The organism is Kitasatospora sp. NPDC057936, assembly GCF_042887525.1.
Lineage (GTDB): Bacteria > Actinomycetota > Actinomycetes > Streptomycetales > Streptomycetaceae > Kitasatospora.
The window spans coordinates 19,458-39,764 of the sequence record NZ_JBHVPD010000100.1; the positions used below are offsets into that span (position 1 = coordinate 19,458).

The 20,307-nt window shown below is 72.3% G+C and carries 15 protein-coding genes; 3 read left to right on the forward strand and 12 right to left on the reverse strand.

Annotated elements, in window-relative coordinates; all coding sequences use genetic code 11:
- Positions 1–35 precede the first annotated feature (35 nt).
- On the reverse strand, positions 36–1,064 hold the full coding sequence (locus tag ACFVU9_RS37030; protein ID WP_380501058.1) for an aspartate-semialdehyde dehydrogenase: 1,029 nt from the start codon (positions 1,062–1,064) through the stop codon (positions 36–38).
- Between the two features lie 113 nt (positions 1,065–1,177).
- Complete coding sequence (locus tag ACFVU9_RS37035) at positions 1,178–2,068, reverse strand: dihydrodipicolinate synthase family protein (RefSeq protein WP_387601219.1); 891 nt, start codon at positions 2,066–2,068, stop codon at positions 1,178–1,180.
- 72 nt (positions 2,069–2,140) lie between these two features.
- On the opposite strand from ACFVU9_RS37035, the gene ACFVU9_RS37040 reads away from it, so the two are divergent.
- The gene (locus tag ACFVU9_RS37040; RefSeq protein WP_380492852.1) at positions 2,141–3,028 is read left to right on the forward strand and encodes a LysR substrate-binding domain-containing protein; all 888 of its coding nucleotides are present in this window, start codon (positions 2,141–2,143) and stop codon (positions 3,026–3,028) included.
- Between the two features lie 148 nt (positions 3,029–3,176).
- Here ACFVU9_RS37040 and dnaE read toward each other — a convergent pair whose 3' ends face one another.
- The 6 genes from dnaE to ACFVU9_RS37070 form a co-directional block, all read right to left on the reverse strand.
- Positions 3,177–6,710: a DNA polymerase III subunit alpha gene (gene dnaE, locus ACFVU9_RS37045; protein ID WP_380440578.1), complete on the reverse strand. Its 3,534-nt coding sequence runs from the start codon at positions 6,708–6,710 to the stop codon at positions 3,177–3,179.
- Between the two features lie 134 nt (positions 6,711–6,844).
- Complete coding sequence (locus ACFVU9_RS37050) at positions 6,845–7,579, reverse strand: hypothetical protein (protein WP_387601222.1); 735 nt, start codon at positions 7,577–7,579, stop codon at positions 6,845–6,847.
- Positions 7,572–7,979: a DUF3052 domain-containing protein gene (locus ACFVU9_RS37055; RefSeq protein WP_387601225.1), complete on the reverse strand. Its 408-nt coding sequence runs from the start codon at positions 7,977–7,979 to the stop codon at positions 7,572–7,574. Before ACFVU9_RS37055 ends, ACFVU9_RS37050 begins: the two co-directional genes overlap by 8 nt.
- Entirely contained in the window at positions 7,967–8,593 is a 627-nt protein-coding gene (locus ACFVU9_RS37060) for a dienelactone hydrolase family protein (RefSeq protein ID WP_380501048.1), read from the reverse strand. Before ACFVU9_RS37060 ends, ACFVU9_RS37055 begins: the two co-directional genes overlap by 13 nt.
- A 33-nt stretch (positions 8,594–8,626) precedes the next feature.
- On the reverse strand, positions 8,627–9,484 hold the full coding sequence (locus ACFVU9_RS37065) for an ABC transporter permease (protein WP_380501046.1): 858 nt from the start codon (positions 9,482–9,484) through the stop codon (positions 8,627–8,629).
- Entirely contained in the window at positions 9,481–12,258 is a 2,778-nt protein-coding gene (locus ACFVU9_RS37070) for an alpha/beta fold hydrolase (protein ID WP_387601229.1), read from the reverse strand. Before ACFVU9_RS37070 ends, ACFVU9_RS37065 begins: the two co-directional genes overlap by 4 nt.
- A gap of 134 nt (positions 12,259–12,392) precedes the next feature.
- Here ACFVU9_RS37070 and ACFVU9_RS37075 point away from each other — a divergent pair, with 134 nt between their 5' ends.
- Positions 12,393–13,415 carry a mechanosensitive ion channel family protein gene (locus tag ACFVU9_RS37075; protein WP_380501042.1) on the forward strand — a complete coding sequence of 341 codons (1,023 nt, stop codon included), beginning with the start codon at positions 12,393–12,395 and terminating at the stop codon, positions 13,413–13,415.
- 49 nt (positions 13,416–13,464) lie between these two features.
- Here ACFVU9_RS37075 and ACFVU9_RS37080 read toward each other — a convergent pair whose 3' ends face one another.
- The 4 genes from ACFVU9_RS37080 to ACFVU9_RS37095 all read right to left on the reverse strand — a co-directional run bounded on the left by ACFVU9_RS37080 (position 13,465) and on the right by ACFVU9_RS37095 (position 16,232).
- The gene (locus ACFVU9_RS37080; RefSeq protein ID WP_387601232.1) at positions 13,465–13,932 is read right to left on the reverse strand and encodes a GNAT family N-acetyltransferase; all 468 of its coding nucleotides are present in this window, start codon (positions 13,930–13,932) and stop codon (positions 13,465–13,467) included.
- Between the two features lies 1 nt (position 13,933).
- Positions 13,934–14,872, reverse strand: coding sequence for an RluA family pseudouridine synthase (locus tag ACFVU9_RS37085; RefSeq protein WP_380440594.1), 939 nt, complete (start codon positions 14,870–14,872; stop codon positions 13,934–13,936).
- Between the two features lie 68 nt (positions 14,873–14,940).
- The gene (gene lspA / locus ACFVU9_RS37090; RefSeq protein ID WP_380440606.1) at positions 14,941–15,597 is read right to left on the reverse strand and encodes a signal peptidase II; all 657 of its coding nucleotides are present in this window, start codon (positions 15,595–15,597) and stop codon (positions 14,941–14,943) included.
- 167 nt (positions 15,598–15,764) lie between these two features.
- Positions 15,765–16,232 (reverse strand): TraR/DksA family transcriptional regulator, encoded by a 468-nt coding sequence (locus ACFVU9_RS37095; RefSeq protein WP_380440596.1) that lies wholly within the window; start codon positions 16,230–16,232, stop codon positions 15,765–15,767.
- 650 nt (positions 16,233–16,882) lie between these two features.
- Between ACFVU9_RS37095 and ileS the strand changes: the two genes are divergently transcribed.
- Positions 16,883–20,011 (forward strand): isoleucine--tRNA ligase, encoded by a 3,129-nt coding sequence (ileS, locus tag ACFVU9_RS37100; protein WP_380501038.1) that lies wholly within the window; start codon positions 16,883–16,885, stop codon positions 20,009–20,011.
- Positions 20,012–20,307: the final 296 nt, after the last annotated feature.

A 20,307-nucleotide genomic window follows, 5' to 3' on the forward strand; every position in this document is an offset into this window, starting at 1 on the left:
TCGCAGGCGTCCCGGCCCTTCGGCTCGCCCGGGTCTCAGCCCTTCAGCTCGGCGGCGACCAGCTCGGCCAGCTGGACGGCGTTGAGCGCGGCGCCCTTGCGCAGGTTGTCGTTGGAGACGAACAGCGACAGCCCGTGCTCCACCGTCTCGTCGGCCCGGATGCGGCCGACGTAGCTCGGGTCCCGACCGGCGGCCTGGAGCGGGGTGGGGATGTCGGACAGCTCGACACCCGGGGCGGCGGCGAGCAGCTCGGCGGCGCGCTCGGGGCTGATCGGACGCTCGAAGCGGGCGTTGATCTGCAGCGAGTGGCCGGAGAAGACCGGAACGCGCACGCAGGTGCCGGCCACCTTGAGCTCGGGGATGCCGAGGATCTTGCGGCTCTCGTGGCGGAGCTTCTGCTCCTCGTCGGTCTCGTTGGAGCCGTCGTCGACGATGGAGCCGGCGAGCGGCACCACGTTGAACGCGATCGGCCGCTGGTAGACCTTGGGCTCGGGGAACTCGACGGCCGAGCCGTCGTGGGCGAGCGCCGAGGCGCCGTCGACGACCTTGGCGGCCTGGTCCTGCAGCTCGGCCACGCCGGCCACGCCGCTGCCGGACACGGCCTGGTAGGTGGAGACGACGAGGGCGGCGAGCCCGGCCTCCTCGTGCAGCGGGCGCAGCACGGGCATGGCGGCCATGGTGGTGCAGTTCGGGTTGGCGATGATGCCCTTGGGCCGGTCGGCGACGGCCTCCGGGTTGACCTCGGAGACGACCAGCGGGACCTCGGGGTCGCGGCGCCAGGCGGAGGAGTTGTCGATGACGACCGCGCCGGCCGCGGCGACCTTGGGGGCGAGGGCCTTGGAGGTGCTGCCGCCGGCCGAGAAGATCACGATGTCCAGGCCGCTGTAGTCGGCCGTGGCCGCGTCCTCGACGGTGACCTCGGTGCCCTGCCACGGCAGCGTGCGGCCGGCCGAGCGGGCCGAGGCGAACAGCCGCAGCTGCTCCACCGGAAAGTTGCGCTCCGCCAGGATCTCGCGGACCACGCCGCCGACCTGGCCGGTGGCCCCGACAATACCGATCTTCATTCCGACTGACTCCTCTGCATGGTGCTTTCACAGCCGCACTCTGCCCATCATGCCTTGTCACGCGGCGAGGGCGACCTGGTATTCCACGGTGTGAGAGAGGGCTGGGACCCGGTCTAGTGGTCCAGACCACTCGCGAGAACGAGCGCCACGTCCACCTGCGCCCGCCCGGCCGGCAGCAGCGGCAGCCGCACGTCCGGGGTGGGGATCCGGCCCTGCGCGTGCAGGACACCCTTCACCACGGTCGGGTTCGGCTCGGCGAAGACGGCCAGCGCCAGCCCGGTCAGGCGGTGCCCGAGCGCGCGGGCGCGCTCCACGTCCCCGGCCCGCCAGGCCTCGGCCAGCTCGACGAAGCGGCCGGTCGCCAGGTGGGCGGCGGCGAGGATGCCGCCGGCCGCACCGAGGGCCAGCATCGACGACACGAAGGCGTCCTCCCCCGAGAGCACCGCGAACCCCTCGGGACCGGCGGCGAGCAGCTCGACCGCCGCCTGGTCCAGCCCGCCGGTCGCGTACTTGACGCCCACCACGCCGTCCAGCGCGGCGAGTTCGCGCAGCGCGGCGGCCGACAGCTGCTGTCCGGTCCGGTACGGGATGTGGTAGACGACCAGCGGCAGCGGGCTCGCCTCCGCGAGCGCCCGGAAGTGCGCCACCGTCCCCGCCTCGCCCGGCCGCAGGAACGCCGGGACGGTGACGAGCGCGGCCGCGGCCCGCGGCACCCGGGCACCGAGCTCGGCCAGCGCCTCCGCCGTGGCCCGGGTGTCGCCGCCGTGCGCGCCGACGATCAGCTGCGCGCCGCGCGCGGCACACACGGCGGCGCACGCGTCGATCACCGCCCGCCGCTCCTCGGCGCCCAGCGCGGCGGGCTCACCGGTCGTACCGAGGGCGACCAGCCCGGCCGCACCGGCGTCGAGCACCTCGTGCGCGAGCTTCTCCAGGGCGTCCAGCGCGACGGAGCCGTCGGCGGCGAAGGGAGTGATCAGGGGGACGTAGATACCCGCGAGTTCCATGCGACCGATCCTGCGCCGCGCCGATCACCCAGGTCCAGTTCACATTTCCGACGCTTCTCGTAAGCTGAGCCGATGCTCGACGTCCGACGCCTGCGCCTGCTGCGCGAACTGGCCCACCTCGGCACCATCGCCGCCGTCGCCGAGGCGCTCTCCTTCAGCCCTTCGGCGGTGTCCCAGCAGCTGTCCGTCCTGGAGAAGGAGGCCGGCGTCCCGCTGCTGGAGCGCACCGGCCGCCGGGTCGCCCTCACCCCGGCCGCGCTGGGCCTGGTCCGGCACGCCGAGGCGGTGCTGGCCCGGCTGGAGCAGGCGGACGCCGAACTCGCCCACGCCCGCCGGGGCCTGGCCGGACCGCTGCGGATCGGCACCTACCCCTCGGCGGCCCGCGCGATCATCCCGGCCGTCCTCGCCGAACTGGCCGGCTGGCACCCGGGCCTGGAGCCGATGGTCACCGAGGTCGACCCGGCGGGCGTCGGCGCGGCGCTGCGCGCGGGCGAGCTCGACGTCGCCCTGGTCCACGAGTACGACCTCGTCCCGGCCGACGCCGAGCCCGGCCTCGCGGTGACCCGCCCGGTGTTCACCGAGCCGATGTACCTGGCCGCGCGTGCCCCGGGCACGGTGGCCGAGCAGCGCTCCGCGCCCTGGATCCTGGCCCCGCGCGGCACGCTCTGCCACAGCATGGCCGTGCGCGCCTGCGAGGCCGCCGGCTTCGCGCCGCGGGTCCGGCACCAGATCGACGACTTCACGACCGTCCTGGCCCTGGTCGCCGCCGGCCAGGGCGTCGCCCTCGTCCCCCACCTGGGCACCGCCGCGCCCCCGCCCGGCGTGGTCCTCACCCGCCTGCCCATGTACCGCCGCACCCGCGCCGCCTTCCGGGCCGGCGCCGGCTCCCACCCGGCGATCTCCGCCTTCGTCTCGGCCCTCCACACCTCGGTCCCCCCGGGCCTCGGCGGCACCGTCTGAGGATCCCGGCCTTCAACTCCCCCTCAATCCCACGCTCCCTCTACCCCCTTCAATCCCCGCGCCCCGAAAGGGGCGCGGGGAACTGCGCGACCAGCCAGGCAACTCCCGTCACCCGCAGGCCCACAGCTCCCCGCTCCCCGAAGTGCTCTCAGCCCGCCAGACAGCTCGGCCCCAGCAGCTGCTTCAGGTCCCCGAACAACGCCGGATCCGACTTCACCCGGTGCCGGTCGAGCCGCAGCACCGTCGTCGACCGAGCGCCCTCCAGGCGCAACCGCACCTCCGTCGTCCCCCGGTGGCTGCTCAGCACCTCACCGAGCCGGGCCACCAGCGGCGGCGTCACCTTCACGCTCGGGATGTTGATGACGATCGGCGCCTCGGCGTGCGCGTTGGACAGGTCGGGGACGGCCAGCTCCATCCCCATCAGCCGCGGCACGTCCTCCCGCTTGTCCAGCTTGCCGCGCACGAACACCACGGCGTCCTCGACGAGTTGGGAGGAGACCAGCTGGTAGCTCGCCGGGAAGAACATGCAGTCGATCGAGCCGGCCAGGTCCTCGACGGTGGCGATCGCCCACGCGTTGCCCTGCTTGGTCATCTTCCGCTGGAGGCCCGAGATGATGCCGCCGATGGTGACGATCGTCCCGTCCGGCCGCTCCGCGAGGTCCGCCACCGCGCAGTCCGCCTTGTCGGCGAGCACGTGCTCGATGCCGTGCAGCGGGTGCGAGGAGACGTACAGGCCGAGCATCTCCCGTTCCTGGGTGAGCAGGAAGGCCTTGTCCCACTCCTCGTCGGAGAAGGTGACGTCCAGTCCGAAGCTCGGCTCGTCCGCGGTCGCGTCGCCGCCGAAGAGGTCGAACTGCCCCTCGGCCTCCTTGCGCTTGACCCCGACGACGTTGTCGATCATCGGCTCGAACTGCGCGCTGAGGCCCTTGCGGGTGTGCCCGAGCGAGTCGAACGAGCCCGCCTTGATCAGCGATTCGACGGTCCGCTTGTTGCAGACCACCGACTCCACCTTGTCCAGGAAGTCCGGGAAGGAGACGAACTTCCCCTTCGCCTTCCTGGTGCGGATCATCGAGTCGACCACCGGCCCGCCGACGTTGCGGATGGCGGTCAGCCCGAACCGGACGGTGTCGCTGCCGTGCGGCGTGAAGTCCGAGTCCGACTCGTTGACGTCCGGCGGCAGCACCTGGATGCCCATCTTGCGGCACTCGTTCAGGTAGACGGCGGACTTGTCCTTGTCGTCCTTCACCGAGGTCAGCAGGCCGGACATGTACTCGGCCGGGTAGTTGGCCTTCAGGTAGGCCGTCCAGTACGAGACGAGCCCGTACCCGGCGGTGTGGGCTTTGTTGAACGCGTAGCCGGAGAAGGGGACGAGGACGTCCCACACCGCCTGGATGGCCGCGTCGGAGTAGCCGCGCTCGCGGCAGCCCTTCTGGAAGGGGACGAACTCCGCCTCCAGGATCTCCTTCTTCTTCTTGCCCATCGCACGGCGCAGCAGGTCTGCCTGGCCGAGCGAGTACCCGGCGAGGATCTGCGCGGCCTTCTGCACCTGCTCCTGGTAGACGATCAGGCCGTACGTCGGCCGGAGCACCTCCTCCAGGGGCTTCTCCAGCTCCGGGTGGATCGGGGTGATCTCCTGCTGCCCGTTCTTGCGGAGCGCGTAGTTCGTGTGGGAGTTGACGCCCATCGGGCCGGGCCGGTACAGCGCGAGAACGGCGGAGATGTCCTCGAAGTTGTCGGGCTTCATCAGGCGCAGCAGCGAGCGCATCGGCCCGCCGTCGAGCTGGAAGACGCCGAGCGTGTCGCCGCGCGCCAGCAGCTCGTAGGTCGGCTTGTCGTCGAGCGGCAGCTTGAGCAGCTCGATCTTCTCGCCCTTGTTCTTCTCGATCGCCTTGACGGCGTCGTCCATGATCGTCAGGTTGCGCAGGCCGAGGAAGTCCATCTTGAGAAGGCCGAGGCCCTCGCAGGTGGGGTAGTCGAACTGCGTGATGGTGACGCCGTCGGTGTGCCGGGTCCAGACCGGGATGTGGTCGGTCAGCGGCTCGGCGGACATGATGACGCCGGCCGCGTGCACGCCGGGCTGGCGGATCAGGCCCTCGATGCCGCGCGCGGTGTCGATGACCTTCTTCACGTCCGGGTCGGTCTCGTACAGGCCGCGGATCTCGCCGGCCTCGCCGTAGCGCGGGTGGCTCGAATCGGTGATCCCCGACAGCGGGATGCCCTTGCCCATGACGTCCGGCGGCATCGCCTTGGTGATCCGGTCGCCCATCGCGTACGGGTAGCCGAGGACGCGCGAGGAGTCCTTGATGGCGGCCTTCGCCTTGATGGTGCCGTACGTGACGATCATGGCGACCTTGTCGGATCCCCACTTCTCGGTCACGTAGCGGATGACGTCACCGCGCCGGCGCTCGTCGAAGTCGATGTCGACGTCGGGCATGGAGATGCGCTCGGGGTTGAGGAAGCGCTCGAAGATCAGGCCGTGCGGGATGGGGTCGAGGTCGGTGATGCCCATCGCGTAGGCGACCAGCGAACCGGCCGCCGAACCGCGGCCGGGGCCCACCGCGATGCCCTGGCTCTTGGCCCACATGATGAAGTCGGCGACCACGAGGAAGTACGCCGGGAACCCCATCTGGATGATGGTGTCCATCTCGTACTCGGCGAGCTTCTTGTGCTCCTCGTCGTACCCGCCCGGGAAGCGCCAGTCCATGCCCTCCCAGACCTTGGACTTGAAGAAGTCCGCCTCGGACTCGAAGCCGTCCGGGATCGGGAAGCGCGGCATGAGGTTCTTGAACGTGAACATGCCCTCGGTGTCGACCCGCGAGGCGACCAGGAGCTGGCTGTTGCGGCAGCCCTCCTGCCAGGCGTCCGAGGAGTCCAGGGCGTACATCTCGGCCGCGGACTTGATGTAGTAGCCGGTGCCGTCGAAGCGGAAGCGGTCCGGGTCGGAGAGGTTCTTGCCGGTCTGCACGCAGAGCAGGAGGTCGTGCGCACCGGCGTCGGCCTCGGTGGTGTAGTGGGAGTCGTTGGTGACGACCGGCGGGATGTTCAGCTTCCTGCTGATCTCCAGCAGCCCGTCGCGGACCCGCTTCTCGATGTCCAGGCCGTGGTCCATCAGCTCCAGGAAGTAGTTCTCCTTGCCGAAGATGTCCTGGTAGTCGGCCGCGGACCTGACCGCCTCGTCGAACTGCCCGAGCCGCAGCCGGGTCTGCACCTCGCCGGACGGGCAGCCGGTGGTGGCCATCAGGCCGCCGGACAGCTCGGAGATCAGCTCCTTGTCCATGCGGGGCCACTTCACGAGCCAGCCCTCGGCGTAGGAGCGCGAGGTCAGCTTGAAGAGGTTGTGCAGGCCCTCCTTGTCGCGGGCCCAGATGGTCTTGTGGGTGTAGGCGCCGGACGCGGAGACGTCGTCCTTCTTCTGGTGCGGCTGTCCCCACAGGACGCGCTTGGTGTTGGACCGGGACTCGGGCGCGACGTACGCCTCGATGCCGATCACCGGGGTGATCCCGGCCGCGGTGGCCTGCTTGTGGAACTCGGCGGCGCCGTACATGTTCCCGTGGTCGGTCATCGCGACGTGGGTCTGCCCCAGCCGCTCGACCTCCTTGAACATCTGCTTCAACCGGGCGGCGCCGTCCAGCATCGAGTACTCGGTGTGGACGTGCAGGTGCGCGAACGGCTGATCGCTCAAGGCGGGGCCTCCAGAGGCTCTGGGCTTTGTGGTGGGCCGGCGAACGCGCAGGTCACAGGGGTTCCCTGGAAACAGATGTGGTCCGAACCACCTCCCGGGGTCCGGACCATCCCTCACGCGTTCACGCGTCTACTCTAGCCCGCCCCGCCCCCGCCGAGCCGCACCGCGGCGGCGTCCCGCACGGCCGTCTCCTCCAGCGGATCGTCGCGCAGAGCGACCAGGCGCTCCCCCACCTCGGGCCGTTCCGGAGCGTGTCGGACCCCCAACAGCCTGGCACCGGATTCACAGTCCCAGAGGCTCTCCACGTACGCCTCGTCGAGCCCCGCGGGCGCCACCGCGGCGAGCGCCTCCAGGTACGCCGGCCGCTCGGAGGAGTGCGGCGTCCACAGCCAGAACCGCCGCAGCAGCGACGCCGCCCCGCCCGCCTCCGGCCCGAACCGCGCCAGCCCCCGCGCGAGCGCGGCCGGCCCGCACCAGGTCCGCTCCACCCAGCACCGCTCCAGCTCCTCCAGCAGCACCGGCAGCGGACGGGAATCCTCGTCCCGCCCGTGATCACCGTGCCCGTCCCGCCGGACGGGCCCGCGCGCCGGCAGCTCCAGCACCTCGTCCGCCCGCGCGCGGGCGTCCCCCTCCGGCAGCTCGGCCACCGGCCCGAGCGGCAGCGCCAAGTCCCGTACCAGCCGCGCCAGGTAGAGCGCCCGCTCGTCGGTCTGCCGGTCCCAGCGCCACTCCCACCGGAGGCACCCGTACACCAGCCCGGCGGCGGCCGCCGGGTCCTCCGCCGCCATCAGCGCACCCAGCCCGCGCCCCCGCTGCAGGAGCCCCGGCAGCGTCCCCGCCGGCGCGTACTCGTATCTCCGCTCAGTCACGCTCCCTCAGCTCCCGCCGGATCACCAGCCGCAGCCCGGACCACACCTCGTCGATCGCGCACACCTTGTTGTCCACCAGCCCGGTCGGCAGCGCGACCTCCCGCACCCCGTTCTCGTCCAGATCGCTCACCACCCCCGAGGACTTCTTCGGCCACGCCACCCACAGCCCCGCCGCCGGCCGCATCAGCGCCCGCAGGCCGGGCAGCCCGGTCTCGTAGGCGGCGCGCCCGGCCGGGAACCACACGCAGACGTCGAACGATCCGGCGGCTGCCGTGACGCCCTCCGGCAGGTCCGGCACCGCGAAACCCGTCGGCGCGTCCACCAGGAGCAGCTCGTCCCCCGTCCGGATGCCGAGCTTGCGCGCCAACGGCGTCCGCGAGTACCCGCTCAGTGGTCGCACTCCGCGAGGAAGTCCAGCGCGACGGCCCACGCTCGCTCGGCCGCCTCGGCGTCGTAGTCCGCCAGTTCCGCGTCGGTGAACAGGTGCCCGGCGCCGCGGTAGCGGTGCACCTCGACGTCCGCCCCGGCCTTGCGCATCTGCAGGTACCAGGCGTTCAGCCAGTCCTCGGTCTCGAACGGGTCCGGCTCGGCGACGTGCAGCTGCACCGGGATGTCGGTGGCCGCGTCCTCCCGCAGGTCCGACGTGCCGTGCAGGAGCAGCAGGCCGCGCGCCTTCTCGTCGGCCAGCGCCAGGTTCTGCGCGAGCGAGCCGCCGAGCGAGAACCCGGCGTACACCAGCCCGCCGTCCGCGAGCGGGGCGACCGCGGTCACCGCCCGCCGCAGCAGCTCGTCGCTCCCGCCGAGCTCCTCCTGGTACGCCAGCCCGGCCTCGATGTCGTCGAAGGTCCGCCCGTCGAACAGGTCCGGCGTGTGGACGGTGTGCCCGGCGCCGCGCAGCCGCTCGGCGGCGGCGTGGACGGCGGGGCGCAGCCCGTAGGCGGAGTGGAAGAGGACGATCTGGGCCACGGCGGGGGTCCTTCGGGAGAGGTCGGCTACCCACCCATGATCCCTCATCGCCCCGGACGGACCCGCCCCGCTACGAGACCCCTACGAGACCACGTCCTTCCGGGCGAACCCGCGGAACGCGAGCGCGAGCAGCACCGCCGCGTACGACAGCGACAGCGACACGCCCTGCACCATGCCGCCCCACTCCAGCTGCGGCTGCAGCGCGTCCGCCCACGCGTACTGCCAGTGCGCCGGCAGCCACTCCCGCAGGCTCCCGAGCGCCGTGACGGCGTCCAGCACCCCGGTGATGATCGAGGCGAACACCGCGCCGCCGACCGCGCCGAGCGGCGCGTCGGTGGCCGTCGAGAGCCAGAAGGCCAGCGCCCCGATCACGAGCTCGCTCAAAAAAACAAACGCGACAGCAACGGCCAGCCGAGGCAGCGCGTCGGCGGCCGGCAGACTGGCGCCGGCCGGGAGCTTCAGGTCCCCCCACCCGTACGCGGCCGTCCCCACGACCAGCCCGATCGCCGGCAGCATGACCACCGCGACCGCCGAGAACAGCATCCCCACCACGAACTTGCGCGCCAGCAGCCGCGCCCGCGGCACCGGCGCGGCCAGCAGGTAGCGCAGCGAGGACCAGCTGGCCTCCGAGGCGACGGTGTCCCCGCAGAACAGCGCGACCGGGATCACGAGCATGAACCCGGTGCCCATGAACAGCATCGTGGTCGCGAAGTTGGCCCCGGACGCGGTGGCCAGCTCGATGAACGTGGTCCGGTCCTGGCGCCCGGGGGTCCCGCCGACCTGGAAGGCCGCCAGGACGATGAACGGCAGCGCCGCCAGCACCCCGCCGATCACCAGCGTCCGCCGCCTCCGCAGCTGCCGGACGATCTCGACCCGCAGCGGCAGCGTCCGCCCAGCCCGGTACCCCTCGGCGTGGTCCGCCGAAACGACGCCGTTCACGCCGCACCTCCGATCAACGACAGGAACGCGTCCTCCAGCCGCCGCTGCGGCCCGGCGCTCTCCACCGGCACGCCGAGGCGCACCAGCTCGGCGACCAGCTCGCTCGCCGCCATCCCGTCCAGCCGCACCAGCAGTCCGCCCTCCACGGCCTCGGCCGAGCCGACCCCGGCCAGCTCGCCCACCTTCTCGACGACCGTCTCCGGCGCGAACGACGGCGCCACCCCGATCATCAGCAGTTCCCCGGCCCCGACGATGTCGCCGACGGCGCCGGCCGTCACGAGCCGCCCGCGGTCCATGACCACGAGGTCCGTGCAGCTCTGCTCGACCTCGGAGAGCAGGTGGCTGGAGACGATGACGGTCCGCCCGCCGGCCGCGTACCGGATCATGACCTCGCGCATCTCGCGGATCTGCGGCGGGTCGAGCCCGTTGGTCGGCTCGTCGAGGATCAGCAGGTCCGGCATCCCGAGCATGGCCTGGGCGATCGCGAGCCGCTGCCGCATGCCCTGCGAGTACGTGCGCACCGCGCGGTCGAGCGCCTCGCCGAGCCCGGCGATCTCCAGCGCCTCGGCGAGGTGCGCGTCCTCCTCCGGACGCCCGGTGGCCTGCCAGTACAGCCGCAGGTTGGCCCGCCCGGTGAGGTGCGGCAGGAAGCCCGCGCCCTCGACGAACGCGCCGACCCGCGAGAGCACCGGCGCGCCGGGCCGCACGAGGTGGCCGAAGACGCGGATCTCGCCCGCGTCCGGCCGGATCAGGCCCATCAGCATCCGCAGCGTCGTGGTCTTGCCCGCGCCGTTCGGCCCGAGCAGCCCGAGCACCTGCCCCTGCTCGACCCGGAAGCCCAGGTCCCGTACGGCGTACCGGTCCGCCGAGCCCTTGTAGCGCTTGCCGAGCCCGGTGATCTGCAGCGGCACCCCGCCGAGCGCCGGGTCGTACGCGGGCCCGCCGGCCCCCCGCGCGCGCCGCCGCAGCCGGGGCGCCAGCACCAGCCCGAGCGCCACCACGACGGCGGCCACCGGGAGCATCCAGGTCCGCGCGGGCAGCGGCGTCGACTCGGTGACGAGCCGCTCGACGGTCGGCACGGCCAGCGCCCCCGCGACCGCCACCCAGTAAGTGGCCGGCTCGGCGGGCGAGGCGTACGCGAGGTCGGTGCTCGCCAGCACGAGCCGCAGCCGGTGCCCCGCCGGGAACGTGTGGTCGACGGCGGGCAGCGCCACCGTGACGGTCCGCCCGGCGTCCGCGCCGGTGACCCGCAGCGGCGCGGCGAGCTGCTGCGGCAGCTGGGCCTTGCCGTCCGGCCCGACGTCGTACAGCTTCGCGAACAGCACCGCGTCCGGCCGGTCCGCCTGCACCCGGACGGGCACGGTCGGCTGTCCCGTCAGGTGCAGCGGCCCGTCCAGCGGCGCCGACTCGAAGGCCGCGTTCTGCCCGGGGAAGTCCAGCGCCAGCCCGGCCCCCAGCGAGGCCGCCTGGCTGAGCGCCCCGATCCCCGGCAGCGTCGAGATCCCCGGCGGAGCGCCGCCCGGCGGGTTGGCGAGCGTCTTCTCCCCGCCGGTCAGGTCCACCGACCGCGAGCCGGTACCGCCGAGCCCGGGGTACGCGTCCGCCGTGGCGCCGCGCAGCACGGCCTGGAACCCGGTCGAGTCGACCCCGCCGGTCCGGGTCACCCGGAACGCCGGGCCCGTGTCGTTCCCCCGCCCCCGCAGGTAGTGGTCGAACCAGGCCGTCACCCGGTCGTCCACCCGGGCGCTCGTGTCGGTGCCCCCGTCGTGCCCGCCGGCGAACCAGTCCACCGAGACGGGCGCGCCGTTGGCCGCCACCGCCTGCGCGATCCGGTCCCCCTGGTCCAGCGGGAACAGCGAGTCCTGCTGCCCCTGCACGACCAGCGTCGGCACCTTGAGCTGCCCGGCCACCGAGGACGGGCTCGACTTGTCCAGCAGCGCGACGGCGTCCGCGTCCGCGTGCCCGCTCGTGGCGACCCGGTCGTACATCTGGCAGAGCGACTCCAGGAAGCGCCCGCACCCGACCGGCCCGCCGTCGCCGCCCGCCGGCCGGCCGCCCTCGCGCGGCGAGCCCCCGGACGGCCCGAGGTCGCCCGCGGCGCCGGTCGTGAAGAAGATCCCGGCCCACAGCTTCTTGAACACCCCGTCCGCCGCGCCCGACCCCTGCACGCCCTGCGGGAACAGCGCGTCGGCCAGGTTCCACCACGTGATCTGGGTGGCCACGGCGTCGATCCGGTGGTCGTACGCGGACGCCAGCAGCGAGACGGCGCCGCCGTAGGAGGCGCCGGTGATGCCCACCCGCGGGTCGCCGGGCCCGTCCAGCTGCACCTCGGGCCGCTGGGCCAGCCAGTCCACCAGGTGCTTGACGTCCTCGACCTCGCGGTCGGGCGCGTTGAGCCCGATCTTCCCGCCCGAGTGCCCGAAGCCGCGCGCCGACCAGGTCAGCACCGCGTACCCCTGCCGGGCCAGCTGCTCGGCCCGGTCGTGCTCGCCCTCCTTGGAGCCGCCGAAGCCGTGGGCGAGCAGGACCGCCGGGCGCGGGGTGGAGCCCGTCGTGAAGAACGAGGTGTCCAGCTGCACCTGCTGGGCGCTGCCGGGCGTCTCCGGCATGCTGAGAAAACGATCCTCCTGGTGGACCGGCTGCTCCCCGCCGGACGCCACCGCCGCCGTGCCGATCCCCGCGACGGCCACCAGGGCCACCGCACCGGCCAGCAGTCTCCGCCGCGTCACCGCACCGCGGCCGCGCCACCGACGCCACGCGCCACCGAACTCCATGGCCGTTGATCGTAACGGCCGCACGAGTAGGCGTCCGATAAAGCCACCGCCCCGGCCCCCGCCCGTTTCACCCGCTTCCAGTCCGCTATGCCCGGGTATCGTACGGCTCACCCGACCCCAGTCCCCTCGGCGAGGTGCCCGTGTTCCGGCCGCTGATCACCCTGCTCGCCACCATCGTCGCCACCCTGGCGACCGGCTGGACCGTCGACCAGGCCCTCCAGCGCATCGCCGCCCGCAACCCCGGGGCCCCGGTCTGGCCACTGCTCCGCAGGTGCCGGATCCCCCTCCAACTCAGCGTCATCACGGCCCTGTTGCTCGCCGCGAGCCCGCTCAAGCGGATCTTCCACCTGAAGAACGACGAGGGCGCGCACCACCTGCTCCTGCTCTTCCTCCTCGCCTCCCTCGGCTGGCTGACGGTCCGCGTCGTGGCGGCCCTCCTGGAGGCGCTGCTCGGCCGGTACGAGACCGTCACCGAGGACCCCGCCCGCAGGCAGCGCGTGCACACCCAGATCAGCATGCTGCGCCGCGCGGTGAGCGCCGGCATCGTCATCGTGACGGTCGCCGTGATGCTGCTGACGTTCTCCGCGATGCGCACCATCGGCGCCAGCCTGCTGGCCTCCGCCGGAATCATCGGCATCGTCGCGGGCATCGCCGCCCAGAGCGCCCTGGGCAACTTCTTCGCCGGCCTGCAGATCGCCTTCGGCGACACGGTCCGGATCGGCGACACCGTGGTGGTGGACGGCCAGCAGGGCACGGTCGAGGAGATCACGCTCTCCTACCTGGTGGTGCGGCTCTGGGACCACCGGCGCCTGATCGTGCCGGTCTCCTACTTCGTCAACAAGCCGTTCGAGAACTGGACCCGCCGCGACCCTGGCCTGCTCGCCGCGGTCCTGCTCCACCTCGACCACACCACCCCGGTCGACGCCCTGCGCGGGGCCCTGCACACCCGCTTGGAGACCCACCCCCTCTGGGACGGCACCGAGTGGGCCCTCAACGTCACCGACGCCACCCCCAGCACCATCGTCGTCCGCGCCACGATGACCGCCCGCACCCCCGACGACGCCGCCCAACTCCGCTTCGACATCCGCGAACACCTCATCGCGTACCTACGCGACGAACACCCCGAAGCCCTCCCGCGCCTCCGCACGACCCCCTGAACGACGAATGCCCCCGCACCCCTTCCGGGGCGCGGGGGAATCGCGGGGCCTACAGCACTCGCGTCATCGTCCGGTGCGGGATCCCGGCGTCGTCGTACACCGGCCCCTCCGCCGCGTACCCCAGCCGCTCGTAGAACCCGAGCGCCTGCACCTGCGCGTGCAGCTCCAGCTCCACGGCCCCACGGGCGATCCCCGCGGCCTCGATCGCCCGCACCAGCGAGGCCCCGAGCCCGGTCCCCCGGGCGGCCTGCACCACCGCGAGCCGCCCCAGCAGCACCCGCCCGGCGCGCCCACCGGTGAGCTCCAGCGCGGCGTCCCCGTGGATCAGCCGACCGGTGCCGAGCGCGGTGCCGTCCGCCGCGACCGCGAGCACGTGCACCGAGGTGGCGTCGTACTCGTCGTACTCCAGCTCCTCCGGCACGTTCTGCTCGACGACGAACACCTCGCGCCGGACCGCCCACACGAGCTCCAGGTCCGCGTCGCCCTCCGCGACGCGGATCCCCGCGGCCGCCGTCATCTCAGCTCTCCGACGCGATGATGTCGAGCGCCTTGCGCAGGTCCGCCGGGTACTCGCTGGAGAACTCGACCCACTGCCCGTCCGCCGGGTGCTCGAACCCGAGCGAGACGGCGTGCAGCCACTGCCGGGTCAGCCCGAGCCGCTTGGCGAGCGTCGGGTCGGCGCCGTAGGTGAGGTCGCCGACGCACGGGTGGCGCAGCGCGGACATGTGCACGCGGATCTGGTGGGTGCGGCCGGTCTCCAGCTTGATGTCGAGCAGCGACGCCGCCCGGTACGCCTCGATGAGGTCGTAGTGCGTGACGGACGGCTTGCCCTCGCGCGTCACCGCCCACTTCCAGTCCGAGCTGGGGTGGCGCCCGATCGGCGCGTCGACCGTCCCGCTCATCGGGTCCGGGTGGCCCTGGACGAGCGTGTGGTAGCGCTTCTCGGTGATGCGGTCGTGGAACTGGCGCTTGAGGTCGGTGTACGCGCGCTCCGACTTCGCCACGACCATCAGGCCCGAGGTGCCGACGTCGAGCCGGTGGACGATGCCCTGGCGCTCGGCCGCACCGGACGTGGAGATCCGGAAGCCGGCCGCGGCGAGGCCGCCGATGACGGTGGTGCCGGTCCAGCCGGGGCTGGGGTGGGCGGCGACGCCGACGGGCTTGTCGACGAGCACGATGTCGTCGTCCTCGTGGACGATCCGCATGCCGTCGACCGGCTCGGCGACGACCTGCACCGGGGCGGCGGGGGCGGGGATCTCGACCTCCAGCCAGGAGCCGGCGGTCACCCGGTCCGACTTGCCGGCCTGGGCGCCGTCGAGCGTCACCTTGCCGTCGGCGGCCAACTCGGCGGCCTTGGTCCGGGAGAAGCCGAACATCCGGGCGAGGGCGGCGTCGAGTCGCTCGCCCTCCAGGCCGTCGGGTACGGGGAGGCTGCGGATCTGCGCTGCGGTACTCACCCGTACGAGTATGCCGGAAAGGCGGCCGCCACCTTCCGCCCGTCCCTCCCGGCCGCCCGGTTGCGCCGCTACTTCGCCGGCTTCTCCGCCTGCTGGTGCACGGTCCCGTCCGGGTTGCTCCCGCGGAACGACAGCAGGACGACCAGGATCCCGCCGCACACGATCGCCGAGTCCGCGAGGTTGAAGACCGCGAAGTGCTGCACGGAGATGAAGTCCACGACGTGCCCGCGGAAGACGCCGGGCGCGCGGAACAGCCGGTCGGTGAGGTTGCCGAGGGCCCCGCCCAGCAGCAGCCCGAGCGCGATCGCCCACGGCAGGCTGTACAGCCGCCGGGCGATGCGCCAGATCACGACGATGACGGCCGAGGCGATCATGGTGAAGACGACGGTGAGCGCCTGGCCCATGCCGAACGCGGCCCCGGAGTTGCGGATCACCTGGAAGGTCACGACGTCGCCGACGACCTTGATCGCCGCGTGGTTCTCCAGCCGGGCGACGACAAGCAGCTTGCTGCCGAGGTCGATGAGGAACGCGAGCACGGCGACGACCAGCAGGACGCCGATCCGCCGCGGCCCCTTGCCCTTCTCCACCGCCGTGGCACCGTCCGTGGCGGCCGGTTCGGCGGACTCCGCGGGCTCTGCAGGCTCGGCCACGGCCACCTCCACGGCTTCGGCGGGGGCAGGGACGGCGTCGTCCCGGGTCTGGGGAGAACCTTGCGTACTGATGATCCGCTCCGCTGCCGATGGAGCTCCCCCGGCCGGAGGTGGGGGAGGGTGGTGGGCCGGTGACGACACCGGTCGCTCCCCGTCACGGGGGCGTCGGGCGACGTTCAGGCGACGTTACGGGGTCGAGCGTACGGCAAGCCCGACCCCCCGCGCCGCGCCGGTCGGGCGGTTCAGCGGCGTTCCTGCTTGGCCTTGCACTGCACGCAGAGCGTGGCCCGCGGGAAGGCCTGCATCCGGGCCTTGCCGATGGCCTGCCCGCAGGACTCGCAGACGCCGAAGCCGACGCCCTCCAGCCGCTCCAGGGCGCGCTCGATCTGGGCGAGGCTGTCCCTGGCGTTGTTGGCGAGGGCGAGCTCGCTCTCCCGCGAGATGTTCTTGGTGCCGGCGTCCACCTGGTCGTCGCCGGCTCCGTCGTTGGAGTCGCGCATCAGGCCGGAGATGGCGGCCTCGGCGGCGCCGATCTCGTTCTGCAGCCGCTCCAGCTCGCTGATCAGTTCGTTGTGCAGCTCGTGGACCTCCTCCGAGGTCCACGGCTCCTCGCCCGGACGGACCGGCAGCGTGGCCGGGTCCACGGATTCTGCGCCGCGCAGCACGGTGACGGTGTCGGTGCTGGTGTTCTGCCGTGCGGTAGTGGTCACGGTCCCCTCCCCTGGATCGGCCGCCACGGCCTTGCGTGCCCGCTTGGTGGCGGTACCCGCGCCGGTTGCCTTCTCAGCCATGGCTTCGACCCCATCTACGAACGAATCGAGCCGCCGGTTCCCGGCGGCTTCCAGTGCCGGAACGATAATCCCGATCAAAACCGGTCACAACATGACATACCGACGCCTCACCATGATCCCACCCAGGCAGCCGCCCCAACCGCCACGCCCCTCGCGCTGACCAGACTTGTGCCCAGAACACCCCCTCCTAACCACCCCGCGGCGCACCCCCGGGAGCACCCGCGAGCAGCCGTTCGGCGCGTCCCGCGCACCCCGCGCCGGACGAAACCGACTTGCGGCAGCCGATACACTGGGCCTGCAAGGCGCAGATGGGACGAGTACCGACGTACGCAGCCACCAGCGACCCGGGGACGGTGCGAGCCCGGGGGTGTGCGCGGCGGGAAGATCACCCCGGAGCCGCCGGAAGAACGGCCACCACCACGGCGGCCCACTAGACCCGGCAGCAACCCCAAACAAGAGGGCCGCACCGCACCACCGCGGCCAAGGAGGGTGGTACCGCGGGTCGGCGAAGGCCGTCTCGTCCCTCCGGAGGATTCAGTCCCAGCATCCGCCGGAGGTAGACACCCGCGATGAGCACCTACAACCCCGTCCCCGCACAGGTGGATCTCCCCGCCCTGGAACACCAGATCCTGTCCTTCTGGCAGGACAACAAGGTCTTCCAGCGCAGTCTGGAGCAGTCCGAGGGCCGTCCCGAGTGGGTGTTCTACGAGGGCCCGCCGACCGCCAACGGCATGCCCGGTGCGCACCACATCGAGGCCCGCGTCTTCAAGGACGTCTTCCCCCGGTACCGGACCATGAAGGGCTACCACGTCGCCCGCAAGGCCGGCTGGGACTGCCACGGCCTGCCGGTCGAGCTGGCCGTCGAGAAGGAGCTCGGCTTCTCCGGCAAGCAGGACATCGAGGCCTACGGCATCGCCGAGTTCAACGCCAAGTGCCGCGACTCGGTGACCCGCCACACCGACGCCTTCGCCGAGCTGACCACCCGCATGGGGTACTGGGTCGACCTCGACGAGGCCTACCGCACGATGGACCCGTCCTACGTCCAGTCCGTCTGGTGGTCGCTCCAGCAGATCTTCGACAAGGGCCTGCTGGTCCAGGACCACCGGGTCGCCCCCTGGTGCCCGCGCTGCGGCACCGGCCTGTCCGACCACGAGCTGGCCCAGGGCTACGAGACGGTCGTCGACCCCTCGGTCTACGTGAGGTTCCCGCTCACCAGCGGCCCGCTCGCCGGCCGCGCCGCGCTGCTCGCCTGGACCACCACCCCGTGGACCCTGGTCTCCAACACCGCCGTCGCCGTGCACCCGGACGTCACCTACGTGGTGGCCACCGACGGCACCGAGCAGGTCGTCGTCGCCGAGCCGCTGGTCGCCAAGGCGCTCGGCGAGGGCTGGGAGACCACCGGCGAGTCCTTCACCGGTGCCGAGATGGAGCGCTGGGGCTACCGGCGCCCGTTCGAGCTGGTCGACATCGAGGGCGCCCACTTCGTCCTCAACGCCGACTACGTCACCACCGAGGACGGCACCGGCATCGTCCACCAGGCCCCCGCCTTCGGTGCGGACGACCTCACGACCTGCCGCAAGTACGGCCTGCCGGTGGTCAACCCGGTGCTCGCCGACGGCACCTTCGCCCCCGAGGTCCCGCTGGTCGGCGGCCAGTTCTTCAAGAAGGCCGACGAGGCCCTGGTCGCGGACCTCAAGGAGCGCGGCCTGCTCTTCCGCCACGTCGCCTACGAGCACAGCTACCCGCACTGCTGGCGCTGCCACACCGCGCTGCTCTACTACGCGCAGCCGTCCTGGTACATCCGGACCACCGCCGTCAAGGACGCGCTGATCCGGGAGAACGAGGCCACCAACTGGTTCCCGGAGACGGTCAAGCACGGCCGTTTCGGCGACTGGCTGAACAACAACATCGACTGGGCGCTCAGCCGCAACCGGTACTGGGGCACCCCGCTGCCGATCTGGCGCTGCGAGGAGGGCCACCTCACCTGCGTCGGCTCGCTGGCCGAGCTGTCCGAGCTCACCGGCACCGACCAGAGCGGCCTCGACCCGCACCGCCCGTTCATCGACGAGGTGACCTTCGCCTGCCGCGACTGCGGCGGCACCGCCACCCGCGTGCCCGAGGTCATCGACGCCTGGTACGACTCGGGCTCGATGCCCTTCGCCCAGTACGGCTACCCGTACCAGAACAAGGAGCTGTTCGAGAAGCGCTACCCGGCGCAGTTCATCTCCGAGGCGATCGACCAGACCCGCGGCTGGTTCTACACGCTGATGGCCGTCGGCACCCTGGTGTTCGACAAGAACAGCTACGAGAACGTCGTCTGCCTGGGCCACATCCTGGCCGAGGACGGCCGCAAGATGTCCAAGCACCTGGGCAACATCCTGCAGCCGATCCCGCTGATGGACCAGCACGGCGCCGACGCGGTCCGCTGGTTCATGGCGGCCGGCGGCTCGCCCTGGTCGGCCCGCCGGGTCGGCCACGGCACGATCCAGGAGGTGGTCCGCAAGACCCTCCTCACCTACTGGAACACCGTCGCCTTCCAGGCCCTGTACGCCCGCACCGCCGACTGGGCCCCCTCCGCGGGCGACCCGGCCCCCGCCGACCGTCCGGTCCTGGACCGCTGGGTGCTCTCCGAGCTGAACACCCTGGTCCGCGAGGTCGACGCGGCGTTCGAGGCCTACGACACCCAGCGCGCCGGCAAGCTGCTGTCCGCGTTCGTCGACGACCTGTCCAACTGGTACGTCCGCCGCGGCCGCCGCCGCTTCTGGCAGGGCGACGCCGCCGCACTCGCCACCCTGCACGAGGCGCTGGAGACCGTCACCCGTCTGATGGCCCCGCTCACCCCGTTCATCACCGAGCGGGTCTGGCAGGACCTGGTGGTCCCGATCGACGAGACCGCCCCCGCCTCCGTCCACCTGGCCACCTGGCCCGAAGCGGACGAGACCCTGGTCGACCCGGCGCTCTCCCGCCACATGGCGCTGGTCCGCCGCCTGGTCGAACTCGGCCGCGCCACCCGCGCCGAGTCCGGTGTGAAGACCCGCCAGCCGCTGTCCCGCGCGCTGATCGCCGCCCAGGGCTGGGAGGAACTGCCCGCCGACCTGCGCGCGCAGATCGCCGAGGAGCTCAACGTCTCCACCCTGGAGTCCCTCGCCGAGGTCGGCGGCTCCCTCGTCGACACCACCGCCAAGGCCAACTTCCGCGCCCTGGGCAAGCGCTTCGGCAAGGGCGTCCAGGACGTCGCCAAGGCCGTCGCCGCCGCCGACGCCGCCCACCTCGCCACCGAACTGCGCGCCACCGGCCAGACCAGCGTCCAGCACGACGGCGAGACGATCACCCTCTCCCCCGACGAGGTGATCATCACCGAGACCCCGCGCGAGGGCTGGGCCGTCGCCAACGAGTCCGGTGCCACCGTCGCCCTCGACCTGGCCATCACCCCGGAGCTCAAGCGGCTCGGCATCGCCCGCGACGCCATCCGCCAGATCCAGGAGGCCCGGAAGAACTCCGGCCTGGACGTCGCCGACCGCATCGTCCTCCGCTGGCGCGCCACCTCCGAGGAGACCGCCGAGGCCATCGCCGAACACGGCCCCCTCGTCGCCGACGAGGTCCTCGCGACCGACTTCGCCGCCGGCGCCGCCGACTGGACCTCCGACACCTTCACCGACGAGTCCCTCGGCCTGGCCTTCCAACTCCGCAAGGCCTGACCCGAACAAGAACCGCCGCCCGGCTCAGAAGAGCCGGGCGGCGTTTCCACACCCAAAACCAAACCCCCCACCCAACTCCCCCACCCAACTCCCCCACCCAACTCCCCAGCCCCACCCAACTCCCCCGCCCCCTCCCCACCCGCACCAACGCACCCCCCTCAACCACCCCCCACCCCTCATCCCCCCAAGCGAGAGGGTCGGGCTGCGGGAGGGGGTGGCGGAGGGGGTGGCCGCGGAGAGGGGCGTGACGGGTGATTTTCAGACTGCCAACGGTGAGAACACCCCACCCACAGAGT